25 protein-coding genes are annotated in these 23,375 nt (G+C 71.7%); 16 read left to right on the top strand and 9 right to left on the bottom strand.

From position 1 onward, the window contains the following. The 3 genes from ADY01_RS36995 to ADY01_RS14080 all read left to right on the top strand — a co-directional run. Positions 1-452, top strand: a 452-nt coding sequence (locus tag ADY01_RS36995) for a hypothetical protein (RefSeq protein WP_159001196.1), incomplete at its 5' end; no start/stop codon positions are given. Positions 453-592: 140 nt separating this feature from the next. After that, on the top strand, positions 593-808 hold the full coding sequence (locus tag ADY01_RS40545) for a hypothetical protein (RefSeq protein ID WP_234320224.1): 216 nt from the start codon (positions 593-595) through the stop codon (positions 806-808). A gap of 52 nt (positions 809-860) precedes the next feature. After that, positions 861-1,304: an SMI1/KNR4 family protein gene (locus ADY01_RS14080; protein ID WP_053170814.1), complete on the top strand. Its 444-nt coding sequence runs from the start codon at positions 861-863 to the stop codon at positions 1,302-1,304. Between the two features lie 167 nt (positions 1,305-1,471). Here ADY01_RS14080 and ADY01_RS14075 read toward each other — a convergent pair whose 3' ends face one another. Continuing rightward, on the bottom strand, positions 1,472-2,230 hold the full coding sequence (locus tag ADY01_RS14075) for a fibronectin type III domain-containing protein (RefSeq protein WP_078900292.1): 759 nt from the start codon (positions 2,228-2,230) through the stop codon (positions 1,472-1,474). A 13-nt stretch (positions 2,231-2,243) separates the two neighbouring features. Beyond that, on the bottom strand, positions 2,244-2,846 hold the full coding sequence (locus ADY01_RS14070) for a hypothetical protein (RefSeq protein WP_049571750.1): 603 nt from the start codon (positions 2,844-2,846) through the stop codon (positions 2,244-2,246). 423 nt (positions 2,847-3,269) lie between these two features. Between ADY01_RS14070 and ADY01_RS14065 the strand changes: the two genes are divergently transcribed. Together ADY01_RS14065 and ADY01_RS14060 are read left to right on the top strand one after the other, a co-directional pair. After that, entirely contained in the window at positions 3,270-4,778 is a 1,509-nt protein-coding gene (locus ADY01_RS14065; protein WP_049571747.1) for an N-acetylmuramoyl-L-alanine amidase, read from the top strand. An 80-nt stretch (positions 4,779-4,858) separates the two neighbouring features. Beyond that, on the top strand, positions 4,859-6,199 hold the full coding sequence (locus tag ADY01_RS14060; protein ID WP_049571744.1) for a family 43 glycosylhydrolase: 1,341 nt from the start codon (positions 4,859-4,861) through the stop codon (positions 6,197-6,199). Between the two features lie 459 nt (positions 6,200-6,658). Here ADY01_RS14060 and ADY01_RS14055 read toward each other — a convergent pair whose 3' ends face one another. The 5 genes from ADY01_RS14055 to ADY01_RS14035 all read right to left on the bottom strand — a co-directional run bounded on the left by ADY01_RS14055 (position 6,659) and on the right by ADY01_RS14035 (position 10,112). Continuing rightward, positions 6,659-6,910 carry a hypothetical protein gene (locus ADY01_RS14055; RefSeq protein WP_049571741.1) on the bottom strand — a complete coding sequence of 84 codons (252 nt, stop codon included), beginning with the start codon at positions 6,908-6,910 and terminating at the stop codon, positions 6,659-6,661. Then, the gene (locus ADY01_RS14050; protein WP_049571738.1) at positions 6,907-7,164 is read right to left on the bottom strand and encodes a hypothetical protein; all 258 of its coding nucleotides are present in this window, start codon (positions 7,162-7,164) and stop codon (positions 6,907-6,909) included. Before ADY01_RS14050 ends, ADY01_RS14055 begins: the two co-directional genes overlap by 4 nt. After that, complete coding sequence (locus ADY01_RS14045) at positions 7,146-7,595, bottom strand: hypothetical protein (RefSeq protein ID WP_159001194.1); 450 nt, start codon at positions 7,593-7,595, stop codon at positions 7,146-7,148. Before ADY01_RS14045 ends, ADY01_RS14050 begins: the two co-directional genes overlap by 19 nt. 299 nt (positions 7,596-7,894) lie before the next feature. Continuing rightward, complete coding sequence (locus ADY01_RS14040) at positions 7,895-9,121, bottom strand: helix-turn-helix domain-containing protein (protein ID WP_049571731.1); 1,227 nt, start codon at positions 9,119-9,121, stop codon at positions 7,895-7,897. 760 nt (positions 9,122-9,881) lie between these two features. Continuing rightward, a complete protein-coding gene (locus ADY01_RS14035; protein ID WP_049571728.1) occupies positions 9,882-10,112 on the bottom strand; it encodes a hypothetical protein in 231 nt (76 codons plus the stop codon). An 81-nt stretch (positions 10,113-10,193) separates the two neighbouring features. Here ADY01_RS14035 and ADY01_RS14030 point away from each other — a divergent pair, with 81 nt between their 5' ends. The 5 genes from ADY01_RS14030 (at position 10,194) to ADY01_RS14010 (ending at position 15,177) form a co-directional block, all read left to right on the top strand. Continuing rightward, the gene (locus tag ADY01_RS14030) at positions 10,194-11,201 is read left to right on the top strand and encodes a helix-turn-helix domain-containing protein (protein ID WP_234320223.1); all 1,008 of its coding nucleotides are present in this window, start codon (positions 10,194-10,196) and stop codon (positions 11,199-11,201) included. Positions 11,202-11,352: 151 nt separating this feature from the next. Beyond that, positions 11,353-12,105: a class I SAM-dependent methyltransferase gene (locus tag ADY01_RS14025; protein WP_063784221.1), complete on the top strand. Its 753-nt coding sequence runs from the start codon at positions 11,353-11,355 to the stop codon at positions 12,103-12,105. A 433-nt stretch (positions 12,106-12,538) separates the two neighbouring features. After that, complete coding sequence (locus tag ADY01_RS14020) at positions 12,539-13,342, top strand: DUF427 domain-containing protein (RefSeq protein WP_049571725.1); 804 nt, start codon at positions 12,539-12,541, stop codon at positions 13,340-13,342. A gap of 116 nt (positions 13,343-13,458) precedes the next feature. Then, entirely contained in the window at positions 13,459-13,851 is a 393-nt protein-coding gene (locus ADY01_RS14015) for a GH39 family glycosyl hydrolase (RefSeq protein WP_049571722.1), read from the top strand. A gap of 129 nt (positions 13,852-13,980) precedes the next feature. Continuing rightward, positions 13,981-15,177: an ROK family transcriptional regulator gene (locus ADY01_RS14010; protein WP_234320222.1), complete on the top strand. Its 1,197-nt coding sequence runs from the start codon at positions 13,981-13,983 to the stop codon at positions 15,175-15,177. A 24-nt stretch (positions 15,178-15,201) separates the two neighbouring features. Here ADY01_RS14010 and ADY01_RS14005 read toward each other — a convergent pair whose 3' ends face one another. Beyond that, entirely contained in the window at positions 15,202-15,669 is a 468-nt protein-coding gene (locus ADY01_RS14005) for a MarR family winged helix-turn-helix transcriptional regulator (protein ID WP_049571717.1), read from the bottom strand. 211 nt (positions 15,670-15,880) lie between these two features. On the opposite strand from ADY01_RS14005, the gene ADY01_RS14000 reads away from it, so the two are divergent. Both ADY01_RS14000 and ADY01_RS13995 read left to right on the top strand, forming a co-directional pair. Continuing rightward, complete coding sequence (locus ADY01_RS14000; RefSeq protein WP_078900290.1) at positions 15,881-16,984, top strand: NADH:flavin oxidoreductase/NADH oxidase; 1,104 nt, start codon at positions 15,881-15,883, stop codon at positions 16,982-16,984. Positions 16,985-17,076: 92 nt separating this feature from the next. Further along, positions 17,077-17,622: a tetratricopeptide repeat protein gene (locus ADY01_RS13995; RefSeq protein WP_049571715.1), complete on the top strand. Its 546-nt coding sequence runs from the start codon at positions 17,077-17,079 to the stop codon at positions 17,620-17,622. A 102-nt stretch (positions 17,623-17,724) separates the two neighbouring features. Here the strand turns inward: ADY01_RS13995 and ADY01_RS13990 are convergent, their stop codons facing one another. Beyond that, the gene (locus tag ADY01_RS13990) at positions 17,725-19,008 is read right to left on the bottom strand and encodes an enolase C-terminal domain-like protein (RefSeq protein WP_049571713.1); all 1,284 of its coding nucleotides are present in this window, start codon (positions 19,006-19,008) and stop codon (positions 17,725-17,727) included. Between the two features lie 105 nt (positions 19,009-19,113). On the opposite strand from ADY01_RS13990, the gene ADY01_RS13985 reads away from it, so the two are divergent. From ADY01_RS13985 to ADY01_RS13970, 4 genes are all read left to right on the top strand, one after another. Further along, complete coding sequence (locus tag ADY01_RS13985) at positions 19,114-20,502, top strand: ABC transporter substrate-binding protein (protein WP_234320221.1); 1,389 nt, start codon at positions 19,114-19,116, stop codon at positions 20,500-20,502. Positions 20,503-20,564: 62 nt separating this feature from the next. Further along, a complete protein-coding gene (locus tag ADY01_RS13980) occupies positions 20,565-21,452 on the top strand; it encodes a carbohydrate ABC transporter permease (protein WP_234320220.1) in 888 nt (295 codons plus the stop codon). Continuing rightward, on the top strand, positions 21,452-22,345 hold the full coding sequence (locus tag ADY01_RS13975; RefSeq protein WP_078900289.1) for a carbohydrate ABC transporter permease: 894 nt from the start codon (positions 21,452-21,454) through the stop codon (positions 22,343-22,345). Before ADY01_RS13980 ends, ADY01_RS13975 begins: the two co-directional genes overlap by 1 nt. 11 nt (positions 22,346-22,356) lie before the next feature. Continuing rightward, the gene (locus tag ADY01_RS13970) at positions 22,357-23,280 is read left to right on the top strand and encodes an NAD-dependent epimerase/dehydratase family protein (RefSeq protein ID WP_049571709.1); all 924 of its coding nucleotides are present in this window, start codon (positions 22,357-22,359) and stop codon (positions 23,278-23,280) included. Positions 23,281-23,375 lie beyond the last annotated feature (95 nt).

The raw sequence follows: 23,375 nt of genomic DNA, 5'->3' as shown, positions 1-23,375 counted from the left end.
CCCTCGGCCTGACCCCATCCCCCAACCCGTCCACGTACGTCACCAACCCCCACACGTGGTCGGACCCCCTGGGCCTCGCGCCCTGTCCGGCCAATCTGGCACTGGGAATTCGCGACGAGGGTCTCCGAGGGTTTGCAGACAACAGGGGATACACCCACTATCTCGACAACCAGCACACGTGGGAAAATGAGGTATGGGCCGCGACACGCAATCCAGCTGTGCATCTGCACATTTCCATGGACGGCTTCGCCGGGTCAACGCCCGCTGAACGATTCATCAACGCTTATCGTGAGGGTTCCGGCACTAACTGGTGGGCCACGGAAAGGGAGATGTTCCACGTCGGAGAGGCCATCCGACGCGAGTACCGCGGCTGGGACAGCATCACATTCTATGAGAACGGGAAGCCGGTGACTGTTCCCGAGCCCTCTTCGTGGCCCCGACTCGAAAGGTGATCGTGAAAGAAATCGTGGCCTGGGACAGGAGGTTCCAGGTGTGGCAGTACACCGTGAGTCACGCGGTTTTGCTGCTCAGGAGTTATCACCCTCAGAAATACGGAACCCGTATCGATGTCGCTTTTCACGCCGTCTCCCAGATGAAGCTGCAGCCGAGCTTTGAGCCGCTGGCCATCCACCGGGCCGACGAGGAGGAAGCGGCTCAGTTTCTTGGCGCCCAACTACCGTCCTATGGTTCCCTCTTCCTCCTCAACGACGGCAGCCACTACGTCTGCGCCTCCACGTGCTCCTGGCACGAGGACCAGGGCGACCACAGGACACCCTCCCGCTTCGGCCCCCTGCGCGGCACCGAATGAGGGCTGGGGACGGGGCGGGCCACCGCGCCCGGCCGGCGTCGAAGGAGGAGACGTGTGGCGCGACCTGATCCAGGGGCTCAGCGGCGAGTGCGCATTCGGCGAACCGGCTGGTGAGGGGGCCGTCGACGACATCGAGCGTCGGCTCGGGCAGGAAGTCCCCGTCTCGCTCCGTGCCCTCCTCCTCGAATCAGACGGCGTCAAGGGCACCTACGGCCTCGATGTCGTCTGGTCCGCCGATCGGATCGCCTCGGAGAACGAGACCTTCCGCGCACATCAGCCCTTTGCCGAGCTCTACATGTCCTTTGACGCGCTGATGTTCTTCGGGGACAACGGCAACGGGGACCAGTTCGCCTTCATCCGCACGAAGAGCCGCGGGGACGACATCTTCGTCTGGGATCACGAGACGGACGAGCGCATCCTGGTCGCTCATTCTCTTGAGCAGTACCTGACCCGGTGCTTCGACCCGGCCACGGCCGGGACGGACTGGTATCGATGAGAACAGCGTGACCTGACGCCACGGTCTCCCCGTGCGACTCCGCCAGCGGGAGCCGTTGGGAACCTGCCGGGTCATCGCCGCCCGCACCCGGCTCCGGGGCGGATCCTGTGGCATCCGTTCGGGGAGCCGGTGTCCGGCGGTCGCGCCGCCGTGCGGGTGGTCCGGTGTCAGGCGGCGTCCTCGTCGCCCGTGGTCAGGGTGACCGTGTTGGATGCGTTCCCGTGGGTGAAGGCCCGGATCCGGTAGGAGGCGTGCTTCTCCTCGGGGAGGGTGATCAGGCCGTAGGAGTTGACGTCGGGGTCGAGCAGCGCGATCGGGCCGTAGAAGGTGCCGTCGCCCTCGACGCGGGATTCGAGGAGGAAGCCCTCCTCGTTCTCCGAGCGATCGGTCCAGGTGAAGTGGATGCCGTTGGCGTGCTTGACCGCCGCCTCCAGGTCGGTGGGCCTGGCCTCGTCCGGCGCGGCGACCGGGTGGCCGGGGACGGTTGCGTCCTCCCGGGTCACGGGCGCCAGCCACGCGTGGCCGGTGTCCTCGTCCTCGGGCGTCAACTCGCCCTCGGGCAGCGCCACCTCCACCGGCTCGGAGGCCGGTCCCGTGAACGCCCGGAGCCGGTAGTGGAACGGCGTGCGCGGCATCAGGTCCGGGTGGCGGAACGTCGTCACCTCGGGTGGGAGGTACTGGAGCGGCGTCCACGGGCCGCCCTCCTCCGTCGCGAACTCCAGGACCCAGCCGTCGACTTCGGCCGGGGCCGCGCTCCAGGCGAGGTCGATGTCGGTGGGGGTGGTGAGGGTGGCGCGCAGGGTGGTGGCCCCGGCCGGGGAGGAGGCGCCTCCCCGGCCGGGGTCGTCGTCCGGTGGCGAGCCCGAGCAGGAGGCCACCGCCAGGACAAGGGCGAACGGCAGGGCCGCGCGCGGTACATGGTTCACGCCGACCTCTCGCCTACCTGCGCCAGAACTGCACGCCGCTCCACACGACGGTGGCGGGCCCCTGACCGCTGTCGGTCCGGTAGGCGCCGAACTTGTCGTAGAAGCTTCCGCCGGGACTGTCATAGGTGTGCACGCGCGACCCGTTGATGTAGGTCCGGTGCTGACTGCCCACGTCGTGAACGGTGTTGACGCGCACGGTCGCGCCGATCGTTCCCGCGTTGGAGAGGGTGTCGCCCCCGTGAACGGCGTACAGCCGGCCGCCGCGCTCGGCCGCGAGCATGAAGTACGCCCCGGAACCCGACTCGTGGAACGTCTGCTTGAGGCTGATGCGCGTGCCGCTCATGCTGTCGATGCGGAAGTACCCCTCGAACTGCCGGGAGCCTCCCGTGTAGGTGTCGTACCGGCGTTCAGCGCGCTGGTCGCCGCTCGCGGTGGAGCAGGTGAGGCGGAACGTCAGGCCGTCGACCTGGCCGCAGCCGCGCTCCTGGACCGCGTAGCCGGGCGAGGTGGAGATCCATCCGCCGGGCTCGACCTCGGCGGAGGCCGGGCCCGCGGTGACGACGGAGGTGGCCGCCGCCGCCGCGAGCACGGCAAGCGTTCGCAGGCTTCTGCGCATGCTTCACTTCCCTGTTCGGTGGGGGTGCCCTCGCCCCGGCGCGCCGGCGTCCGGAGGTCGGGTCGTGGGGTCGTGAGTGGAAGTGAGGGGACGATAGGACTAGACCAAGTCCCCGTCAAGGGGTCTATACCAAACGGCCGGACCGCGGGCGGTGGCCCGGGACCGGAGAGGGTCCGGATGGGAGCCGGAGAGGGTCCGGACAGCGGCCGGATGGGGGCCAGCTGACGACCGATCGGCGGCGGGCCGGCGGACACCGCCCGTTCGCCCGGCGCCGCATCGTTGACATGGCCATGATGCTGGCCCGAGGGTGGATCCCGGCGCGCGCTCGACCCCACGGGGCGCGCGCACGGCAACTGCGAATGGAGAAGCGTGTTCAGACGATCTTCCCCACCCGGACGGCTGGGCGTCACGGCCCTGGCGGGCATGGCCCTCGCCGCGCTGCTCGCCACGGGAGCGCCCGCGTCCGCCACCGACGGCACCGCCGCCGCCTCCGAACCGGTCAACGCCGCGTTCAGCGAGGCCGCCGCGGAGTACGAGGTCCCCAGGGACCTGCTGGTCGCGGTCGGCTACGGCGAGACCCGCCTCGACGACCACGACGGACTGCCGAGCCAGGCGCGCGGCTACGGAGTGATGCACCTGGTGAGCAATCCGACCCACACGTCGCTGGAGACGGCCGCCGAGGAGACCGGCCTGCCCGAGGCCGATCTGCGGAGTGACACCACCGCGAACATCCTCGGCGGAGCCGCGGTTCTACGCGTGTACGCCGACGAGGCGGGCCTCTCGGCCGCCGACCGCGGCGACCTCGACGCCTGGTACGAGGTCGTGGCCCGCTACGGCGGCGCGGGCGAGGACGCCACCGCGCGGTTGTACGCCGACGCCGTCTACGAGCTGCTGGGCGACGGCATCCGGGCCCCGGTCGACGGCGGCGAGACCGTGGAGGTCGCGCCGCGCTCGGTCGATCCGGAACGCGGCCCCTACGCCGCGGCCGACCCCGGCGTGCTCAGCGAGGACTACCCGCCGGCCCGGTGGGTCGCGGCGAACTCCGCCAACTACGCGAGCGGCAGGTCGGCGGACATCGACGCCGTCGTCATCCATGTCACCCAGGGCTCCTACGCCGGGACGATCAGCTGGTTCCAGAACCCGTCCTCGCAGGTCAGCGCGCACTACGTGGTGCGCTCCTCGGACGGCGAGGTGACCCAGATGGTGCGCGACCGCGACACCGCCTGGCACGCGCGTTCGGGCAACGCGTACAGCGTCGGCATCGAGCACGAGGGCTGGGTGAACGACCCGTCGTGGTTCACCGACTCGATGTACCGCTCCTCGGCGGCGCTGACCAGCCACCTCGCCGACCGGTACGCCATCCCCAAGGACCGGCAGCACATCGTCGCCCACTCCGAGGTACCGGGCAACGACCACACCGACCCGGGCCCCCACTGGGACTGGAACTACTACATGGAACTGGTCGGCGGCGACCCGGGCGACCCGGGCACCCCGGGGCTCGACTTCCCCTCCTACCAGACCCTCCGGTCGGGCTCGACGGGCGCGCAGGTGGCGGCGGTTCAGCACCTGCTCAACCTGAACGGTCACAACGCCGGGGCCACCGACGGCGACTTCGGCCCCGCCACCGAGACCGCGGTCCGCTCGTTCCAGACCGCGCGGGGCCTGGGCTCGGACGGCGTCGTCGGGCGGCAGACATGGACGGCGCTGCTCTCCGCGGGCGCCAAGACCTCACTCGGCCCGGGCAGTTCGGGTGAGGCCGTCTCCCGGCTCCAGCGGGCACTGACCGCCGCGCTGGGCAGAAGCGTCTCCATCGACGGCGAGTTCGGCCCGCTCACCCAGCAGGCGGTCACCGACTACCAGACCAGCCGCACGCTCGGCGTGGACGGGCTCGTCGGCCCCGAGACCTGGACGGCGCTCCAGGCGGGCCGGTAGGCCACGGGCCGGGCGGGGGCCACGCGCCCCCGCCCGGCCCGCGTCACAGCATTCGACTCCCCCCGTCGAAAGGCCAGTTCATGCGTAGACCGACAGGCGTGCTCCTGGGCGCGGTGGCGGCGCTCGCCACCCTGCTTCCGCTCTCACCCGCCGCCGCGGACGACGCGCGGGCGGACCGCGCGGGCGACGCCGCGGCCCAGGCGGTCGCTCCCGGCCTCGTGATCAACGACGACTTCCCCGACCCCGAGGTGTTCGCCGAGGGCGGCGCCTACCACGCCTACTCCACGAGTTCGCGCCACGGCCGGGTGCCCTACGCGACCGCGCCGGGGCCCGACGGGCCGTGGACCGTGCGCGGCGACGTCATGCCGACCGCCCCGGCCTGGACGGGCTCGGGCGGCTTCTGGGCACCGGACGTCTCCCGGCGGGCCGACGGCCGCTACCTCATGTACTTCACGGGCCCCGACGCGGCCTCGGGCCGCATGTGCCTGGGCGCGGCGCTGGCCGACGGCCCGGCCGGGCCGTTCACCGCCACCTCCGACCGGCCGCTGGTCTGCAACCCGGGCGAGGGCGGCGACATCGACCCGTCGAGCTTCGTGGACACCGACGGCACCCGCTACCTGCTCTACAAGAACGACGGCAACGCGGTCGGCCAGCCCGCGATCCTCTGGCTCCAGCGGACGGAGGCCGACGGCACCACGTTCGTCGGCGGGCGCACCGAGCTGCTGCGGAACAACCTGCCCTCCGAGGACGGCGTGATCGAGGCGCCCGTCCTGGTCAAACGGGCGTCCCAGTACGTGCTGTTCTACTCGGCCGGGGTGTACACGACGCCCAACTACCAGACGAGCTACGCCGTTTCACCGTCCCTCACCGGCCCGTACACGCGGGCGTTCCGGCCGCTGATGACGACGGCCAGCCTCGACAACGCGGTCAGCGGTCCCGGTGGCGCCGACATCGGGGACGGCCGGATCTTCTTCCACGGCGCCCTTCCGGCGGGCGGGCGCGGCATGTACGTGGCGGCGCTGGGGTGGGACGGGGACCACCCGGTGGTGCGGGGCAGCAGGGTCCGCCACGAGGCGGAGCGCGGCACGCTCAACCGGGCCTCGGTGCGCCAGACCGGCACCGCCTCGCAGGGCGCGGTGGCCGCGGGCATCGACCACGCCGACAGCTGGGTGGAACTGCGGGTGTTCGCGGCGGCCCCCGGCGCGCACACGCTGCACATCGGCTACGCGGCCGGATACGGCGAGGCCCAGCACACCCTGTCGGTCAACGGCACTCCCGCCGGCACCGTGACCTATCCGGACCGAGGCTGGGAGAACTGGACAGAGGTGTCGGCCCCGGTCCAGCTGACCGCGGGCGCCAACACCGTCAGACTCCAGTTCCTCGGCCGCTGGGCGGAGATCGACTACATCGAAGTGGCCTGACGCGAAGAAGCCTCGGCCGACCACACGTCACGCAGTGCGCCCGGTCCCCACTGCCGACCGGGCGCACAGCCGCCCCTCCCATCACAGGGAGGGAACCTGTGGAGAGGATCAACCGCTTCCCGCCCCGGGCAACGTCACGTATGTCGGCGACGACAAACGGTTGCTCGCCCGTCATGAGCTGATCGCGGCTTCGGCGCTAAGGGTGGCTTCTGATCTGCGGTTTTGTGGCGGCTGGGGTGCTCCGGGCGGGTCGCCGTCGCTACGGAGCGCCGCCCGCGCGGCCGGTGCAGAGGCGGACACCGGAAGCGCGGGCGGGGGTGTGGCGGTCCCGCCCACCTCCGGGGTTGTGAATCAGTGGGAGGCGGGCGGGCGCCCTGCCGTGGCCGGGACGTGCGATCCCCCGGGGTCCCGGCCGGTGAGAGGACGCAGGGGTCGGCCACACAGCGGCGGCAGGGCGGTTCAGAGTGGCGGGCCGTGGGTCCGTCGGCGGCGCGTCGGGGAGACGCGGCGTGTGATCCACAGGGTGGTGGTCCTGTTCATGGTGAACGCTTCGCCGCCTGTGAACTCCAGGCGGCGCCGGCCGTGGGCCAGGGCGAACATGTCTCGGACGGTGAACGGTTGTCCGCCGATCATCACCTCGTCACCCCGCCGGACGCTGTACACGTCCACCTCCAGGGGTACGGCGACCGTCCCGGGCGCGTGCGCGGTCACGAGGCGCTCCTCAGGTGCTCGGGCCGGTCGCGCTCGTACTGGTCGGCACGGGCCATGGCGTAGAGGTGGGCGAGGCAGGCGTCACAGGCGTAGATGTCCGCCGAGGCGTCACCGGCGGCGCCGGAGAGGGTGGCGCGGCCTACCCACATGACCGTCTGTTTGATCTCGGGGTCGCAGCCGATCCAGCAGCGGTCCAGGGTGCGTTCGTCCTGCCAGCGCTCGGGGTCGGGCGTGGTCAGGCGGAGTCCCTGCACGCCGGGTCACCCCCGTCCGGTACGGCCTGGAGCCGCCCGCGGGTCCGGGCGCGCAGCTCGGCGACGGCCTCTTGGAGTTCCCTGTGCGCGTGGGCCATCTCGTCCGCCGTCAGGAGCCAGTTCAGGGCGGTCAGGGCCCAGGCGGAGACGACGCGTTCTATTTGCGGTCGGAGGTCGGGGCGGGGGCCGAGGTGGGCGAGGCGGCGGATCAGGTGCTCGGGCATGTGCGGTTCGGGCGGGTAGTTCAACGGCTCGCCCGAGCCGAGCGGCGGGCGCTGCGCGAGGGGGATCCACCGGCCGGTGATGAGGCAGTCGGGGCCGACTGTGAGGATCAAGCCCTTGGGGTGCACCGCGACCGGGACCGGACGCGCATCCCGGATCCGCTCGCGGCAGTCGATGCACACCGGCACCAGGCGCGGATTCGCAAGCATCACCGGGCGCTCCCCGGACAGTTGTGCGGCACCAGCAATTCGACGGTGCCCCGGCAACCGGGGCACCACGCGCGAGCCATCACCGGCGGGCAGGTACGGCCGTCGATCAGGGTCGGCGGCTCGTCGGAGAGGGGCAACGGGGCGGGTTCGGGATCAGGCGTGCTGAGGGCTCTCGTCATGGTCGGCTCCTGGGGGAGGCTGAGACCAGTGACGCTACGGAGAGCGATCAGCCGTAAACAGACACGTGACATGCCTCGCGGGTCACTCTCGGGCGAGCGAGCATGCACGGAACGTGTACGTTACTGCACCCCGAGGAACTCCCCGATCTCCCGCTGATCCTGCGACAGCACAGCCCGCTTGCGTTTCCGCGCCGCCCGAAACACATCCCGCCCGAGCTGCTGGTGCCGCAGCCACTCCGGCGTCGTGCTGCGCAGCTCCGACAGCGCGCGGAACGCCTCCTCCGGGCGTCGGACCTTGGCCTCGGCGAGCGCCACATCCAGCATGTGCCGGTGTCTGTTGTCCGACGTCAGCGTCAGACTTCCCGGCAGCCGCTCAGACAGCATCAACACGCGGTCGTACCGCTTGGCGATCATGTTGTTCTCGATGCCCATCAGCGCGACCGACGACCAGTCGAACCGGCCGTAGCTGTGCGGGTCCGTCGCGGACGCGTCCCCCAGCGCAACAGCCGCCGCCCGCGCGATACGCAGCAACTGCCGGGCCTCCTGGTCCTTGGCGTTCCGGGCAGCGGAGGTGGATGCCCGAAGCAGCAGACGCCCCCACAGGCCGAGCTCGGCTCGGGTCGCCCGCGACAGGCGCGGCTCCACCTCGTCCGCCGTCGCGATCGACAGGCGCTCCGCCTCGTCGAAGCGCGACTGCCGCAGCAGCGTCCAGCCCTGGAGATAGACGCCTGCCGCTGCCCTCATCCGGTCCTCGGCGGCAACCGCGTCGCGCACGGCGTCGGCCAGCGCGACGTGCCCCAAGTCGTAGGCGCGGACCTGCGTCAGGTACCGTCCGGCCTCCAGCAGCGCCGTGGCACGGATCAGCAGGGCCTCACGACGCTCGGGCCCGCTGTCGAAGTGGTGCACGGCCTGGTGGGCCGCCGCGACGGCGCGGGGCAGCGCCGCACCGAGCGCGCGGTAGTCGTCCGCGTGGTAGAGCCCTGCGAGGGCGCCGACGGTCTCCTTGAGGTGGTCGAGGCGCGGCGCTTCGCCGGTGTCACCGAGGCTCGGGTGACCGGTGATGGTGACGGGCGGGGAGATCGCCTGTCGTAGCGGCATGAGCGCGATCGACCGGTCGCCTGCGTGCATGTCCGCGCCCAGTTCCAGCGGTTCGAACAGCTGGCTCGTGCGGAGTCCGAGAGCGCGCGCGATCGCGTGGTAGGTGTCGATGCGGCAGACGCCACCGCGCTCGATTTTCTTGATCACGCCGAGGCTCAGTCCGGCGCGCTCGGCGAGGCGCTCCTGGGTGAGGCCGAGATCCTCGCGGGCCCGTCGCACCCTGCGGCCTGTTACGTTATCGTCGTCCATGACACACCCCGTCCTACGCTGTGCTTGCTAGTCACTTGCCAGCATAGGGCGGGGATTTGCTTTACGCGCCCGAGTCGTTGGCGGCCCACCCACGAGCGTGACGGAGCCCCCCGAGGCGGCTGCGGCGTTGGTCGGCGTGGGGCGGTGTTTTGGGTGGAACGGCCGGGGCCGCCTGCGCGCCGGTAGGCGCGCGCTCGTGAGCCAGTAAAGGAATTACGGACCCGCATGCCTCGCCTGTTGGGCCTACGGGGGGGGCGGGGCGCCGGTCAGCGCGGAGGCGCGTGCGCCTGTGCCGACCGGGGCGCACGGGCGAAGGCCCGGGACACCCTGAGGTATTCCCGCCCGGCAAGGACGAGGCGCTGACCGGCCCGGGACTGCGGTACGTCGATTGCTGCTGCCGTATTCGTGCCCTGTTTCCCTCAGTTCCCCGGAAAATCAACCACGATCAAGACGGCTTCCCCTCACCGCGTCGGACGGTGTGCACGTCCATTTCGGCTGAGACCCGCCTCTCGCCAGGTTCCACGGGGAGTTGCGACTTACGAGGGGTGGGCGCTGAACCCGACCGGGACGTAGGACGGTTGGACGGGTGTCCGGCCGGGAGTTGGAACCTCGGCCCGACCGAAAGACCCGCCTGGGGAGCCGAGTCGATGCGACAGGTCGATCCGGGGAGATCGGAGATCGGGTCCGGCGCTCGCGCTGTAGGCGACCCGGAACACTACGACGAACACGAGATGGAGCAGCCCGACGGCCATGCGGTGTCTCATCGGGAGCTGCTGGCAGCGGCGTTGAGGATGTCGGTCAGTTGCTTCGCGGTGCCGAGGTTCACGCGCCCCAGCTCCAGGAGCGGGCGGAGACCCACCCGGAGCGCGTGCCCATCGACGGACAAGGAAGGCAGCGTGATGCCGTGTGCTGTGAGTGCGTCGTCCAGTTCGCGCAAGGCCGTCTCGGCAGCCGCGCGGGGAGCGGATGCGGGAATGGCGTCGAGTGGCATGGGGGTGCCTCCTTCGCTTGTGGGGTGCGGGGAAGGGCCCATACTCGGGGCCCGCGGATGTCACGGGGGAGTTGACCCGCGGTGACTAGACTGGAGCTCCAAGTCAACACCCGGGGGCTCACCATGCGTGACTTCGCTGACCTGGCCCGGCGGGCACTGCGCGACGCCGGATACTCCATGCGCGCGGCTGCTCGCGCCACCCACTACGACCCCGCGTATCTCTCACGCGTACTCGGCGGGAAACAGGACCCTTCCGCGCGCCTGGCCTCGGCACTTGATGCCCTCGTCGGCGCTGGTGGTGCACTCGCTGGTGTGGTCCTCGGGGACGACGAGAACGAGCGTGTACGGCACAACGCGGCGAATCCATCTCGCCTGGACGCTGCAACCGTTGACGCGCTTGCCGGTGTCCTGGCGGCTTACCGGCGCCTGGATGACACGACACGGCCGAGATCGGTCGCGCCGGCCGCTGTCGTCCAGCAGCGCGAGGTGACACACATGCTGCGGGGCGCACGGGGACCGCACCGGGACCGCCTCGCCGAAGTGGCCTCGGAGTGGGCGCAGTTCTCCGGCTGGCTGTACACCCAGCTGGGTGACTTCCCGCGCGCTGACGCCCACCTGAACAAGGCCATCGCCGTCGCGGACGACATCGACCACGGCGCGCTGGCCGCCCAGGCCCACAACCTGAAAGGCAACGCCGCGCGGAAGAGGGGGCAATGGAACGCCGTGCACCGGAACTTCATGGCGGCCTATGTCAGCGAGTCCGCGATGCGGCAGAGGGTCGTGAACGGTGCCCAGACCGCATCGGCTCTCGCCGTGCTCGGACGTCGCAGCGAGGCCGAACGCCTCCTCGGCGAAGTGGAAGACCTCCGCGATGAAGCAGCGGGCGAGGACCCACCGGGAACCGCATACTGGCTCACCCCCGAGTGGCTGTCCCTGCCGATCGGGCATGCGCATCTCCTCCTGGGAAGGCACGCCCGGGCAGCTCGATTGCTCAAGGAGGGACTCGACAGCCTTCCGCTGGAGCTTCGCTATGCGCGCTGGACCCGAGAGGCACGCGAGGGACTGGCGGAGGCGGAAGAAGGCGCCTGATCAACAGCCCTCAGCCGTCCACGCGGACCCGGGCCCGTTCCCTTCCCCTCGCACTGAGCAGAGCGCCCTGCCGGTCCCGGCGTGCGTACGCGAGGGGTGAGAATCCGCGGAACCGGGGTGCCGCCCGGCCGGAGCCGCCAGGATGAGGCGGGTGACGACGACCTCACCGGACCTCTGGCACCACTATGGCCGCACCCGTGCCACGGCCGACCGCACCGTTCCCGAACGCATCCACTGGACCTGGGGCCAGGACAGCGGGCCGGGCGCGGAGGTCCTGGGAGACATCACCGGGCGGTGCGTCGGCGACCTGGGCGCCGGTGCCGGCCGCCACGCCGCGCACCTCGCCGTCCACCACGACCCCGCACGCGTCGATGCGGTCGACGCGTCCGCCGCGCAGTACGCGATGGCCGTCGACCTGTACGGCCACCTCACCTCCCGCCTCCGGCTCGTCCACGCGGACGTGACCGCGCACCTGCGCGCGAAGGAGTCCCGGTACGACGTGCTGTACAGCCTGTTCGGCGCCGCGGACTTCACCGACCCGCGCGCGCTACTGCCCGCGGCTGCCGCCGCGTTGCGGCTCGGCGGACTCCTGGTCATCGCCACCCTGGCCCACTATCCGTCGGGCGAGGCGGCCGAGGCGGATGTCGTGCACGCTGACATCCCGGCCAAGGGCCCGGACGGCGAACCGGCCACGATGCGCCGGTGGGTCCTCCAGGAACACGTCTGGACGAAGGTCTGCGACGAGGCCGGGCTGACCCGAGTCAGCATCGATGTGCTGCCCGGGCCCGGCAGCGGCCCCCGCCTCGCGGACACGCTGCTGGTGCGCGCCTACCGGTCCCGAGCACGGGAGGATTCACCAACCCATCGACCCGAGAGGGAGATTCCGCGCGTGCGGGGGACGTAGTTCGGCGTTCATGTGGGCCTTCCCGGCGGCAACCGGGCCTCGGTGCGCCGGACCGGCACCGCCTCGCAAGGCGCGGTGGCCGCGGGCATCGACCACGCCGACAGCTGGGTGGAACTGCGGGCGTTCGCGGCGGCCCCCGGCGCGCGCACGCTGCACATCGGCTACGCGGCCGGATACGGCGAGGCCCAGCACACCCTGTCGGTCAACGGCACTCCCGCCGGCACCGTGACCCCACGCAGCCCCGAGCACACACGCCCCCGGGCCCCCACACCCCGGGGGCGTTCGCCTCGCGGCGTCCGGGCGCGGGGCGCGAGGCCGCCCGTGTCACGGGGGTGGGGGGCACGGTCTCCCCTCTATCGTGGCGCGCGATGCCGGAACGCGGAGCGGCACCGGCACCGGCGCCAGCACCGGCGGGAAGTGAGGGCACGTACCCGTGAGCGAGACCCCAGTGGACCACCCCGGCCTGATCGTGCCCGTGGGCCATGTCGAGCCGGTGCCCCGGCGCATCCGCGGCTTCGTCGAAGGGCACCTCGTGTTCGACACCCGGCGGGCGCTCTACGTGTGGGAGTGGCCCGGCTATCCGCAGTACGCCATCCCCCTCGGGGACCTGGTCGAGGGGGCCCTCGTCGACGAGGGCAGTTCCGGGCGGCTGAGCCCGGGGCCCGCGCGGCGGCACTCCCTCCGGGTGGGCTCCGCGTCGCGGCGCGGGGCGGCGTGGGTGTGGGAGGACGGCGCGCCCGAGGCGCTGGTCGGCACGGCACGGTTCCGGTGGGAGGCCATCGACAGCTGGTTCGAGGAGGACGAACGGGTCTTCGTCCACCCCAGAAGCCCGTACACCCGGGTCGACGCGCTCCGCTCGAACAGGAGGGTGCGCGTCGAGGTCGATGGAACGCTTCTGGCGGACGCGCCGTCCACGGTGATGCTCTTCGAGACCGGGCTGCCGACCCGGTACTACATCGACCCGCTCTCCGTGCACTGGACCCGGCTGACGCCCACGGACACGGTGACGGGCTGCCCTTACAAGGGGAGGACGAGCGGATACTGGTCCTTCACCTCCGACAGGGCCGAGCACAGGGACCTCCTCTGGGCGTACGACTTCCCGACCCGGCAGGTCGACCAGATCGCGGGCCTGGTCGCGTTCTACAACGAGCACGTCGATCTCCATGTCGACGGAGAGCTGCTGCCGCGGCCGGCCCCTTCCACCAGAGCGGCCTGGGAGCGGGAGCACCGCGCGTAGAGGCGCCGCGACGGTCACCGGGCCCCGGTGCGCGGTGGTCCACCCGCGGAGTTAATCAATCAGTTCGATTTATGCTACCGTCCCGGAGCGGGGTCACGAGATGGTGACATGACGACATGGGGACATCGGAGGTCGCGTTGACGCCTGCCATCACGTTGCGCGCCGAGACGTCCGGACGCGGTGAGCCGTTCCCCCACTTTTGGAGCAGGGTGGTCGGCGCGGGCCGTGCCAACGAGGGGCTCCGGGCCGACTGGCAGACCCAACTCGCCGAGGCCCACGAGGCGTGCGGCTTCGAGTACATCCGCTTCCACGGATTGTTCCACGACGACATGTTCGTGTACAGCGAGCGCGAGGACGGGACCCCCGTCCTCAACTTCCCGTACGTGGACGCCCTGTTCGACGCGCTGCTCGACCGGGGGGTGCGCCGCTACAGCCCCGACGCGCGGCGTCGGAGCCGACCAGGGAACAGACGGCGCTGCTCGGCCGGCTGGCCCGCGCCACCGCGGTGACCACCGTGGCCGCCGACGCGTCGGGAACCCTGCGGCTGTCCACCACACTGGAGCCGTGGACGCTGCTGCTGGTGCGCGAGATCAGTTGAGGACCTATACGGGCGGGCGAGAGGGAAGGGGACGGCAGCCGTGACGATCGAGCACCCAGCCGTCAGGCGCGGCACCAACCTGCCGCGGATGGGCGACTTCAACGAGTCGGTGATCTTCGACGCGATCCGCCGGGTCCCCGAGGGGCTCAGCCGCGTCGAACTGACCTCGGCGACCAAGCTGTCGGCCCAGACCGTCTCCAACATCTGCCGGAGGCTGCTGGACCGGGGCCTGATCCGCGAGGCGGGCAAGAAGAGCGGCCACGCGGGCAAACGGCGCATGGTCCTCCAGGTCAATCCGGCCGGGGGGTTCGCCATCGGGGTGCACCTGGATCCGGCGGTGGTCACCTATGTGATGCTCGACCTGCTGAGCAACGTGGTGCACCGGATGCGCCGGCCCACCCCGCAGGTGGTGGACCAGGAGGAGACGCTGGCGGAGATGAGCTCCGCCGTGGCGACGCTGATCGAGCGCTCGAAGGTGGACCGGGGCCGGATCCTCGGCGTGGGGATCGCGGTGCCCGGTCCCGTGGACGTCGGCTCCGGCTCGGTGGTGGAGCCCCCGCAGCTGTCCGGCTGGCACCGGGTGCCGCTGCGCGACTACCTCTCCGAGGCGACCGGGCTGCCGGTGCTGATGGACAAGGACGTGATCGCCGCGGCCATCGCCGAGCGCTGGGCCGGGGCCGCGGCCCACTCGGAGAACTTCCTCTTCTTCTACCTCGGCACCGGCTCCGGCATGGGCGTGGTGGTGGACGACGTGGTCCTGCGCGGCGTCTCCAACAACGCGGGCGAGGTCGGCGGCCTGGACGCCAACTGCACGACGCACGCGCTGGTGAGCGAGGCCATCGAGCGGGGGGTGCTGGGCCCCGAGAGCGCCCCCGCGGGACCGAGGGACGCCGAGAAGAGCCTGGTGGACCTGGTGCGGCTCGCCGACGCGGGGAACGCGACGGCCACCGAGATCATCGACGGCTGGGCCCGGAGGGTGGCCCACGGGGTGTGCGCGGCGGCCACGTTGGTCGATTCCGAGCTGATCGTCTTCGGCGGCCCGATCTGGCCGCACCTCTCCGACCGCTTCCTGGCCGTGATCGACCCGTTCGTCCGCAGCTCGCCCTATGTGGAGAAGATGCACGAGACGGTGGTGACCAGCACCGCCGTGGGCGACGACGTGGGCGCGGTCGGCGCGGCCTGCCTGGTCCTGGACCAGACCCTCTCCGCGCAGGTGCAGTCGCTCCTCCTCAACTGAACGCGGCCCCCGGCGTGGGCGCGCCTATGCCGCGGTCGCGGGGGCGTTCAACGACGCCACGGCCCGCACGAGGGGGGCCAGTTCCGGGTTCTTCGCGGCCTCGTCGAGGGCGCCGCGCAAGGCGGCGTCGTTGGTGGGCCGCGCCTGTGCAAGCAGCGTCAGGCCCGCCTCGGTGACATCCGTGTAGATGCCGCGGCGGTCGGTGGGGCACAGGTAACGCTCCAGGAGGCCGCGGTCCTCCAGGCGTGTGACCAGCCGGGTGGTGGCGCTCTGGCTGAGGACGACCGCGTCGGCGACCTGCTTCATCTGCAGGTGGTGCCCGTCGCCGACCTGCTGGCGGCTGAGCAGGTCGAGCAGGGAGAACTCGCGCACGCTCAGATCGTGCGTGGCCTGGAGCGCGCGTTCGAGGTGGGCCTCGATCCTCCCGTGCAGCAGGGAGAGGGCGCACCACCCCTGGGCGAGAGAGGAGTGCGTGCGATCCGGCGCTGTCATGACGTCTTCTTCCGTCCCGTGAGCGGCTGCCTCTGAGCGGGTGCCTCTGAGCGGTTGGGTCCCAGGATAGAGCACACGCACAATAGCCCGCGCTTGCATGTAATCCCCGTCTGCAACTATTGTCGGCGGTGGCGGAGCGCACCGTCCCCGCGCCGCCGGATCCCACTCGCCACGCGCCGGACGGCGCCGGCCGCCTCACCAGGAGTTCGACGTGGACACCACCCTCTTCACGCCCTACCGCCTCAGGTCGCTGACCATCCCCAACCGCATCTGGATGGCGCCGATGTGCCAGTACAGCGCCGCCCCGGACGGCGACGCGGCGGGCGCTCCGACGGACTGGCACCTCACCCACCTCGCGGCACGCGCCAGTGGCGGCGCGGGGCTGATCCTCGCCGAGGCCACGGCCGTCAGCCCCGAGGGCCGCATCAGCCCCTACGACCTCGGCATCTGGAACGACACCCAGGTCGCGGCCTTCCGGCGCATCACCTCCTTCCTGAAGACGCAGGGCAGCGTTCCGGGCATCCAGCTGGCCCACGCCGGCCGCAAGGCGTCCACCGAGCGCACCTGGGTGGACCGCGGGCGCCCGATCGCCCCGGACGAGCCCCACGGCTGGACGCCGGTCGGCCCCAGCGCCCTCCCGTTCTCCCCGGAGTCGACCACGCCGGACGAGCTCACCGAGGAGGGGGTCCGCGCGATCGTCCAGCAGTTCGCCGATGCCGCACGCCGGGCGCTCGCAGCGGGTTTCCAGGTCGCCGAGATCCACGGTGCCCATGGCTATCTGATCCACGAGTTCCTCTCGCCGCACGGCAACCACCGCACCGACGGCTACGGCGGCTCCTTCGAGGGCCGGATCCGCTTCGCCCTGGAGGTCGTCGACGCCGTCCGCGCGGTGTGGCCCGAGGAACTGCCGGTCTTCTTCCGCGTCTCCGCGACCGACTGGCTCAGTGAGAACCCGAACGACGACCGCGAGGGCTGGACATCGGAGGACACCGTCCGGCTGGCCAAGGAGTTCCAGGCGCGTGGCGTGGACCTGATGGACATCTCCACCGGGGGCATCGCCCCCGACGCCAGGGTCGAGTCCGGCCCCGGGTACCAGGTGCCCTTCGCCGAGTCCGTGCGCGATGCCACCGGCATGCCGGTGGCGGCCGTCGGTCTGATCACCGACCCGATCCAGGCCCGGGACATCCTCGCCGCCGGCAAGGCCGACGCCGTTCTCCTGGGCCGCGAGCTGTTGCGCGACCCGTACTGGCCGCGCCGGGCCGCCGCCGAGCTCGGCGGGCAGGTCACGACTCCCGTGCAGTACCACCGCGCGTAGCAGCCCGCAGGGCCGCCGGGCCGCCGGGCCGCCGGGCCGCCGGGCCGCGAAAGTGTTTGACATCGCCACACGCTCTGCCCAGGGTCGTCCGCATGAACCACGAGACCACCCCCGACTGGGAAGAGCGTATGGCCGCCGCCTGGGCGGCGTTCGACGGCTACACGGGGGGACGCGAGGCGGAGTTCCGCGCCCTGGTCGACGGCCTGGCGGCCGAGCTGCCCGAGGGCAGCCCGGTCGCCTCCTTCGAGCGGGCCTGCGCCTTCGACTCCACCGGGCACTCCGACCGGGCGGTGCCGCTGTACCGGGAGGCGCTGGCGCGCGGCCTCGGCGGCTACCGCGCGCGGCGCACCGCGATCCAGCTGGCCAGCTCGCTGCGGAACGTCGGCCGCGCCGAGGAGGGCGTCGCGCTGCTCACGGCCGAACTGGACGCGCCGTCCGACGAGTTGGACGACGCGGTGCGCGCGGTGCTCGCGCTCTGCCTCGCCAGCCTGGGCCGGGAACGCGAGGGCCTCTCGCTGGTCCTGACCGCGCTGGCCGGCCATCTGCCGCGCTACCAGCGCTCGATGGCCGCCTACGCGCGGCTGCTCGTGGAACCGGAGCCGCGCGAGGGAGAGCGCCCGGAGGACGACCGCGGCTGACCGCCCTCGCGGTGGCCGGAGGCTCGGCCCCGGCGGGGCCGCGCGGGCCCCGCGCCGCCCCGCCGCTCCGCCGGGTCCGCGCGGGCCGCGGAGCGGAGCCGCTCAGGGCCGGTGCGCGCTGCCGTCGGTGGCGCGCAGGAGCGCCCAGCGGTCGTGCTCCAGCGGCGCGGGCACCGGGTACTTGCGGGCGGCGGCCTCGTCGAAGTCGACGCCGAGCCCGGGGGCCCCGGACGGGTGGAGCCTGCCCTCCCGGGGCACATGGGCGCCGGGGAAGACCTCCAGGGTGGCGCCGCGGAAGGCCGCCGCCTCCTGCACGCCGAACGCGGGCGAGCTGATGTTCAGGGCCATGTTGGCGGCCATGCCGACCGGGCTGACGTCGCCCGGCCCGTGCGGCGCGGTGCGGACGCCGAACAGCTCGCAGGCGGCGACCAGTTTGCGGGTGGGGGTGAGGCCGCCCAGGGTGGGGACGCGGATCCGCGCGAAGTCGATGACGCGCCGCTCCAGCAGCGGGAGGTACTGGCCGATCTCGCTGTACAGCTCCCCCACCGCGAGCGGCACGCTGCCCGCGGCGCGCAGCTGCGTGAAGTACGCCGCGTCCTCGGGCGCGAGGGAGTCCTCCAGGAAGTACAGGCCCGCGTCCTCGACCGCCGCGACGAACTGCCTGGCCTGCGAGGGCGTGAGGCGCTCGTGGGCGTCGTGCAGCAGCTCGACGCCGGGGCCGACGCGTTCCCTGATCTCGGCGAGCACCGGGGGAACGTGCCGCAGGTAGGAGGTGGAGTCCCAGGTGCCCCGGCGCAGGCGGCGGCGCTCGGCCTCGGCGGTGGAGCGGGGGGCGGTGCCGTAGGTGTCGGTCCCCGGCACCGAGACCTGCACGCGGACATGGCGGTAGCCGCGTTCGCGGGCGGCCAGGACCTTGTCGGCTATCGCCCCGGCGCTGTCGCCGTCCACGTGCGTGTAGGCGTCGGCGTACTCCCTGGCCCGGCCGCCGAGCAGCGAGTGCACCGGCAGGCCCGCCGCCTTGCCCTTGATGTCCCACAGCGCGACGTCCACCCCGGCCAGGGCGTTGTGCCCGATGGACCCGCCGCGCCAGTAGCCGCTGTTGAGCAGCAGGCGGTGCAGGTCCTCGATGTCGGCCGGGTCGCGCCCGACCAGCAGGGGGCCGAGGTAGTCGTCGATCACCGCGCGGATGGCGGTGGTTCGCTGCGGGTCGCTGGCGCAGCCGAGGCCGTACAGGCCCGGCTGGTCGGTCTCGACGCGGACGATCACATAGGGGCACCCCTGGGGGGCGCAGAGGAAGGTCCGCACCGCGGTGACGGTGACGGAGTCCGGTTCCGGCCGGGCCCACGGGGCGGCCCCCAGGACCTCGGACACGGGGTTGGCTGACATCGTTCTGCCTCTCCTGTCGCGGAATCTTGACACTGTACATCAATTCGATTTAGCTTCACCGACATTGGTGGCTCGCCGAGGCCGCCACCGGATGAAAGGCTTGCCGTGAATCGACAACGGCGTCGTTCCGCTCCTCACACCGCCGCCCTGGCCACCGCGCTGGTCCTGGTCGGCACCCTCGCCGCCTGCGGTGGGAACGACAGTAACGGGGGTTCGGGCGACGCCGACACCCTCACGATGTGGACGTTCAAGCAGTCCCACGTCGAGGCGCTCCAGGAGGCCGCCGACGCGTACGAGGCGGAGTCGGGGGTCGCCATCGAGGTGGAGGCCGTCACGCCCGACGACGCGTTCACCACCCGCGTCCAGGCCGCCGCCCAGACCGGCGACCTGCCGGACCTGCTGGAGACCCACACCCACGGCGACGACTTCACCTTCGGCGGCGCGGGGCTGCTGGAGGACCTGTCGGACGACGTGTCCGACGCGTGGGCCGCGAACTACGTCGAGTCCGTCCGCGACGACGGCACCGTCACCCAGGAGTACTACGAGAACTCGCTGGCCCCCGAGTCCAACATCGCGGGCATCGAGGAGGGCCAGCGGTTCAGCGTGCCGCTGACCATCGGCACCTTCGGCATCGTCTACGCCAACGCCGAGCGGATGGCGCAGGCCGGGGTCACCGAACCGCCCGCCACCTGGGAGGAGTTCATAGCCGCCCTGGACGCCGTGCAACAGGAGTTCCCCGACAACGGGGGCCTGTCCATCGGCTTCCAGAGCCCCTCCACCGGCCTGGAGTGGATCCTCCAGCCCATGGCCTACGGGCAGCTCGGCAGCGAGGACTTCGAGGCGCTGTTCAGCGACGACAGCGGCGCCAACTGGACCTCGCCCAACGGCCAGGCGGTCCTGGAGAACTACGGCGAGCTCCAGCCGTACTGGACGCCCGGCACCCAGACCCTGCCCATCGACCAGGCCGACCTGTCCTTCGCGCACGGCGAGTCCTCGTTCGTCGTGGGCGGCACCTTCACCCTGGCGTTCCTGGAGCAGAACGGCATGGACCCGGAGAACATCATGACGTTCCCGGTGCCCTCGCCCGAGGGGGGCGCGATCAGCGACCTCAACCTGTCGCCGTTCGCCCTGACCGGCCTCTCGGTCTCCGCCTCCACCGGCAACAAGGAGGCATCGCTCGGCTTCCTGGAGTACATGGCCGACGCGGAGGTCGCCGGGCAGTTCGCCGAGGCAGCCCTGGACGTCCCGCCGAACGACCTCGGCGAGGACCCGGGCGCGGTCGTCGGGCCGGTCCTGGGCTCGATGATGGAGGTCCTCTCCACCGGGGAGAACGCCTACAACCCCGGCTACACGTCCTACCGGCCCAACAGCTACGACGGCGCCGACGTCGGAGCCATCCTCATGGAGTACTCGCCCCTGGGGCAGACCGACGCGGCGGGCGTCGGCGCGGAGATGGTGGACCTGGTCGACTCGTACTGGGCAGAGCAGCAGTGACGGACTCCGAACTGCCGGGGTCTCCCCCACCGTCACACGGGCGCGTCTTCCGGCGCGCCCGTGTGAAGGAGGCGGCCTGGGGCTATGGCTTCGTGGCGCCCGCCGTCGCGCTGTTCGCGGTCATGGGTGTCTACACGATCGTCTACGGCTTCTCGCTGTCCTTCGCCGAGTGGAACGGGTTCGCCCCCGAGTGGACCTGGGTCGGCCTGGACAACTACGCCGATCTGCTGTGGCGGGACCCGGTCTACGCGCCCGCGGTGCGGGAGGCGGCCGAGAACACGCTGTGGGTGATGGTCGCGGCGCCGCTGCTGACCATCGTCATCAGCTTCCCGCTCGCCGTCCTGCTCAACTCGGTCAAGCGCTTCAGCGGGGTGCTGCGGTCGGTCTACTTCCTGCCGTACGTCACCACCGGCATCGCGGTGTACTTCGCCTGGCAGTACATCCTGGAGCCCAACGGCGCCATCAACAACGTGCTGGGCGCGCTGGGCCTGGGCTCCCTGGAGCAGCCGCAGGGCTGGCTGGGGAACCCGGACACCGCGCTGCCCACCCTCATCGTGGTGATGGTGTGGTCGGCGGTCCCGGTCGCGGTGCTGCTGTACCTGGCGGCCCTCCAGTCGGTGGACCCGGCGCTGCTGGAGGCCGCGCAGATCGACGGCGCGGGGTGGTGGCGGACCAACGCCAGCATCCTGTGGCCGCTGGTGCGGGCCACCACGGCGGTCGTCGGCCTGCTGAACCTGCGGGACGCCCTCCAGGGCTTCCAGGTCTTCCTGGTCATGACCAACGGCGGGCCCGGCAACCATACGAACGTGCTCGGGCTCCAGACCTACAAGCTGGCGTTCCTCTCGGAGCTGCGGCCGACCCTGGGCCTGGCCAGCGCGCTGGGGTGGCTGCTCTTCCTGGCGGCGCTCGTGATCGCGCTGTTCACCCAACGAGCCCTGAGGAGGGTGTGATGACGGCCCAACTCGTCGCCGCGCCCGGTGGCGTGACCCGCGTTCCGCCGAGGCGGCCGGCCCGGAGGCCCCGGGCGGGGCTCGCCGGCCGAGTCGTGGTGTTCGTGCTGCTGGGCGGGTACGCGCTCGTGAGCATGTACCCGTTCCTGTGGATGGTGTCGGCCGCGTTCAAGACCAGGGAGGAGGTGGTCACCAGCACCAGTCTGATCCCGGAGAACCCGACGTTCAGCACGCTGACGGACACCTGGAACCGGCTGGACTTCTTCGACTACTTCCTCAACAGCGTCCAGGTCACGGTCCTCACGACGGTGCTGACCATCGTCATCTACTCGTGCGCGGCCTACGGGTTCTCGGTGCTGAAGTTCCCCGGGAAGACGGCCCTGTACCGGCTGTTCATCGCGCTGCTGTTCGTCCCCGGCGTGGTGACGCTGCTGCCGATCGTCCTGCTGGAGAACGAGATGGGCATCCTGGGCACGCACTTCGGCCTGGTCCTGCCCTTCGTCAACGGCACCGCCCCGCTGGCGATCCTGCTGCTCACCAACGCGTTCAACGCCGTTCCCCTGGAGCTGCGGGACGCCGCGCGGGTGGAGGGCGCGGGCGAGATGCGGATCTTCGGCACCGTCTATCTGCCGCTGGTGCGCCCCGCGCTGATCACCGTGGCGCTGCTGACGGCGATCCCCACGTGGAACGAGTACCTGCTGACCCGGGTCTCGCTCAACGACCCGAGCCGGTACACCCTGCCGATCGCGCTCCAGACCCTCCAGTCGGAGCAGGTGGTGGAGTACAACACCCTGATGGCGGCGGCGCTGATCGTGGTCGTGCCCATCATCCTCCTGTTCCTCAGCGCGCAGCGCTACTTCGTCAACGGCCTGGTCGGGTCGGTCAAGGGGTGAACCACAGCACGATGAACACCGGCGAACACGACCCCTCCCGCGTCATCGGTCCCGGGGACACGGTCCTGGTGACCGGCGCGGCCGGAACCATCGGCCGCACCACCGTGCGGGTCCTGAGGGAGGCGGGCCTGCGGGTGGTGGCGGCCGACCGGCGGCCCGACGAGGAGGGGTCGGGCGCCGAGCGGACGCTGGTCGGCGACTTCCGCGACCCGGGGTTCGTCGCCGCCGCCCTCGGCGGCCCCGACGGCCCGGTGGACGCGGTGGTGCACCTCGCGGCCATCCCGGCCCCCGGCGTGGTCCCCGAGGACCAGACGCTGATCCAGAACGTGCACGGCGCCTATCTCGTGCTCGACGAGGCCGGGCGCGCGGGCGTGCGGACCGCCGTGGCGGCCTCCAGCATGTCCGCGTACGGCTACGCCTGGGCCGGCCGCGACCTGTCGCCGCCGTATGTGCCGGTGGACGAGGGCCAGGCGACCGTGGCCATCGACTCCTACGCGCTGTCGAAGGTCATGAGCGAGCAGGTCGGGGCGTTCGTCACCCGCCGCTGGGGCCTGCCGTGCACGCTGCTGCGCTTCCCGTTCGTCGGGGAGGGGCCCCGGCTCGACGCCCACCTGGAGCGGGTGCGCCACGATCCGGGGAGCAACCGGCGCGAGCTGTGGGCGTGGCTGCACACCCTGGACGCGGCCGGGTCGATCCTGGCCGTGCTCCGCTCGGGGCTGACCGGGCACCGGGAGCTCAACGTGGCCGCCCCCGACTCGTCCTCGGACATCCCGACGGCGCAGCTGTTCGCCCAGTACCACCCGACGACCGAACTCCGCCCGGGAATCGAGGAGTTCGGCTCATCACTGGACTCCTCACGCGCCACCACCCTGCTGGGCTTCACCCCCCACCACGGCTGGCGCGGCACCCCGGAACACAGCCCGGCCGGCACCTGAGACACGCGCCGGGCGCACCCGACGACGCCCGCGCGCGGTGCCTCCCTCACCCAGGTGAAACGCTCGAACGGCTTGCCCCCCTCTCCCCGCTCATC

It is taken from the genome of Streptomyces sp. SBT349 (assembly GCF_001083795.1).
Lineage (GTDB): Bacteria > Actinomycetota > Actinomycetes > Streptomycetales > Streptomycetaceae > Streptomyces.
The sequence above is the reverse complement of the archived record's forward strand: the minus strand, read 5'-3'. Positions and strand labels throughout refer to the sequence as shown.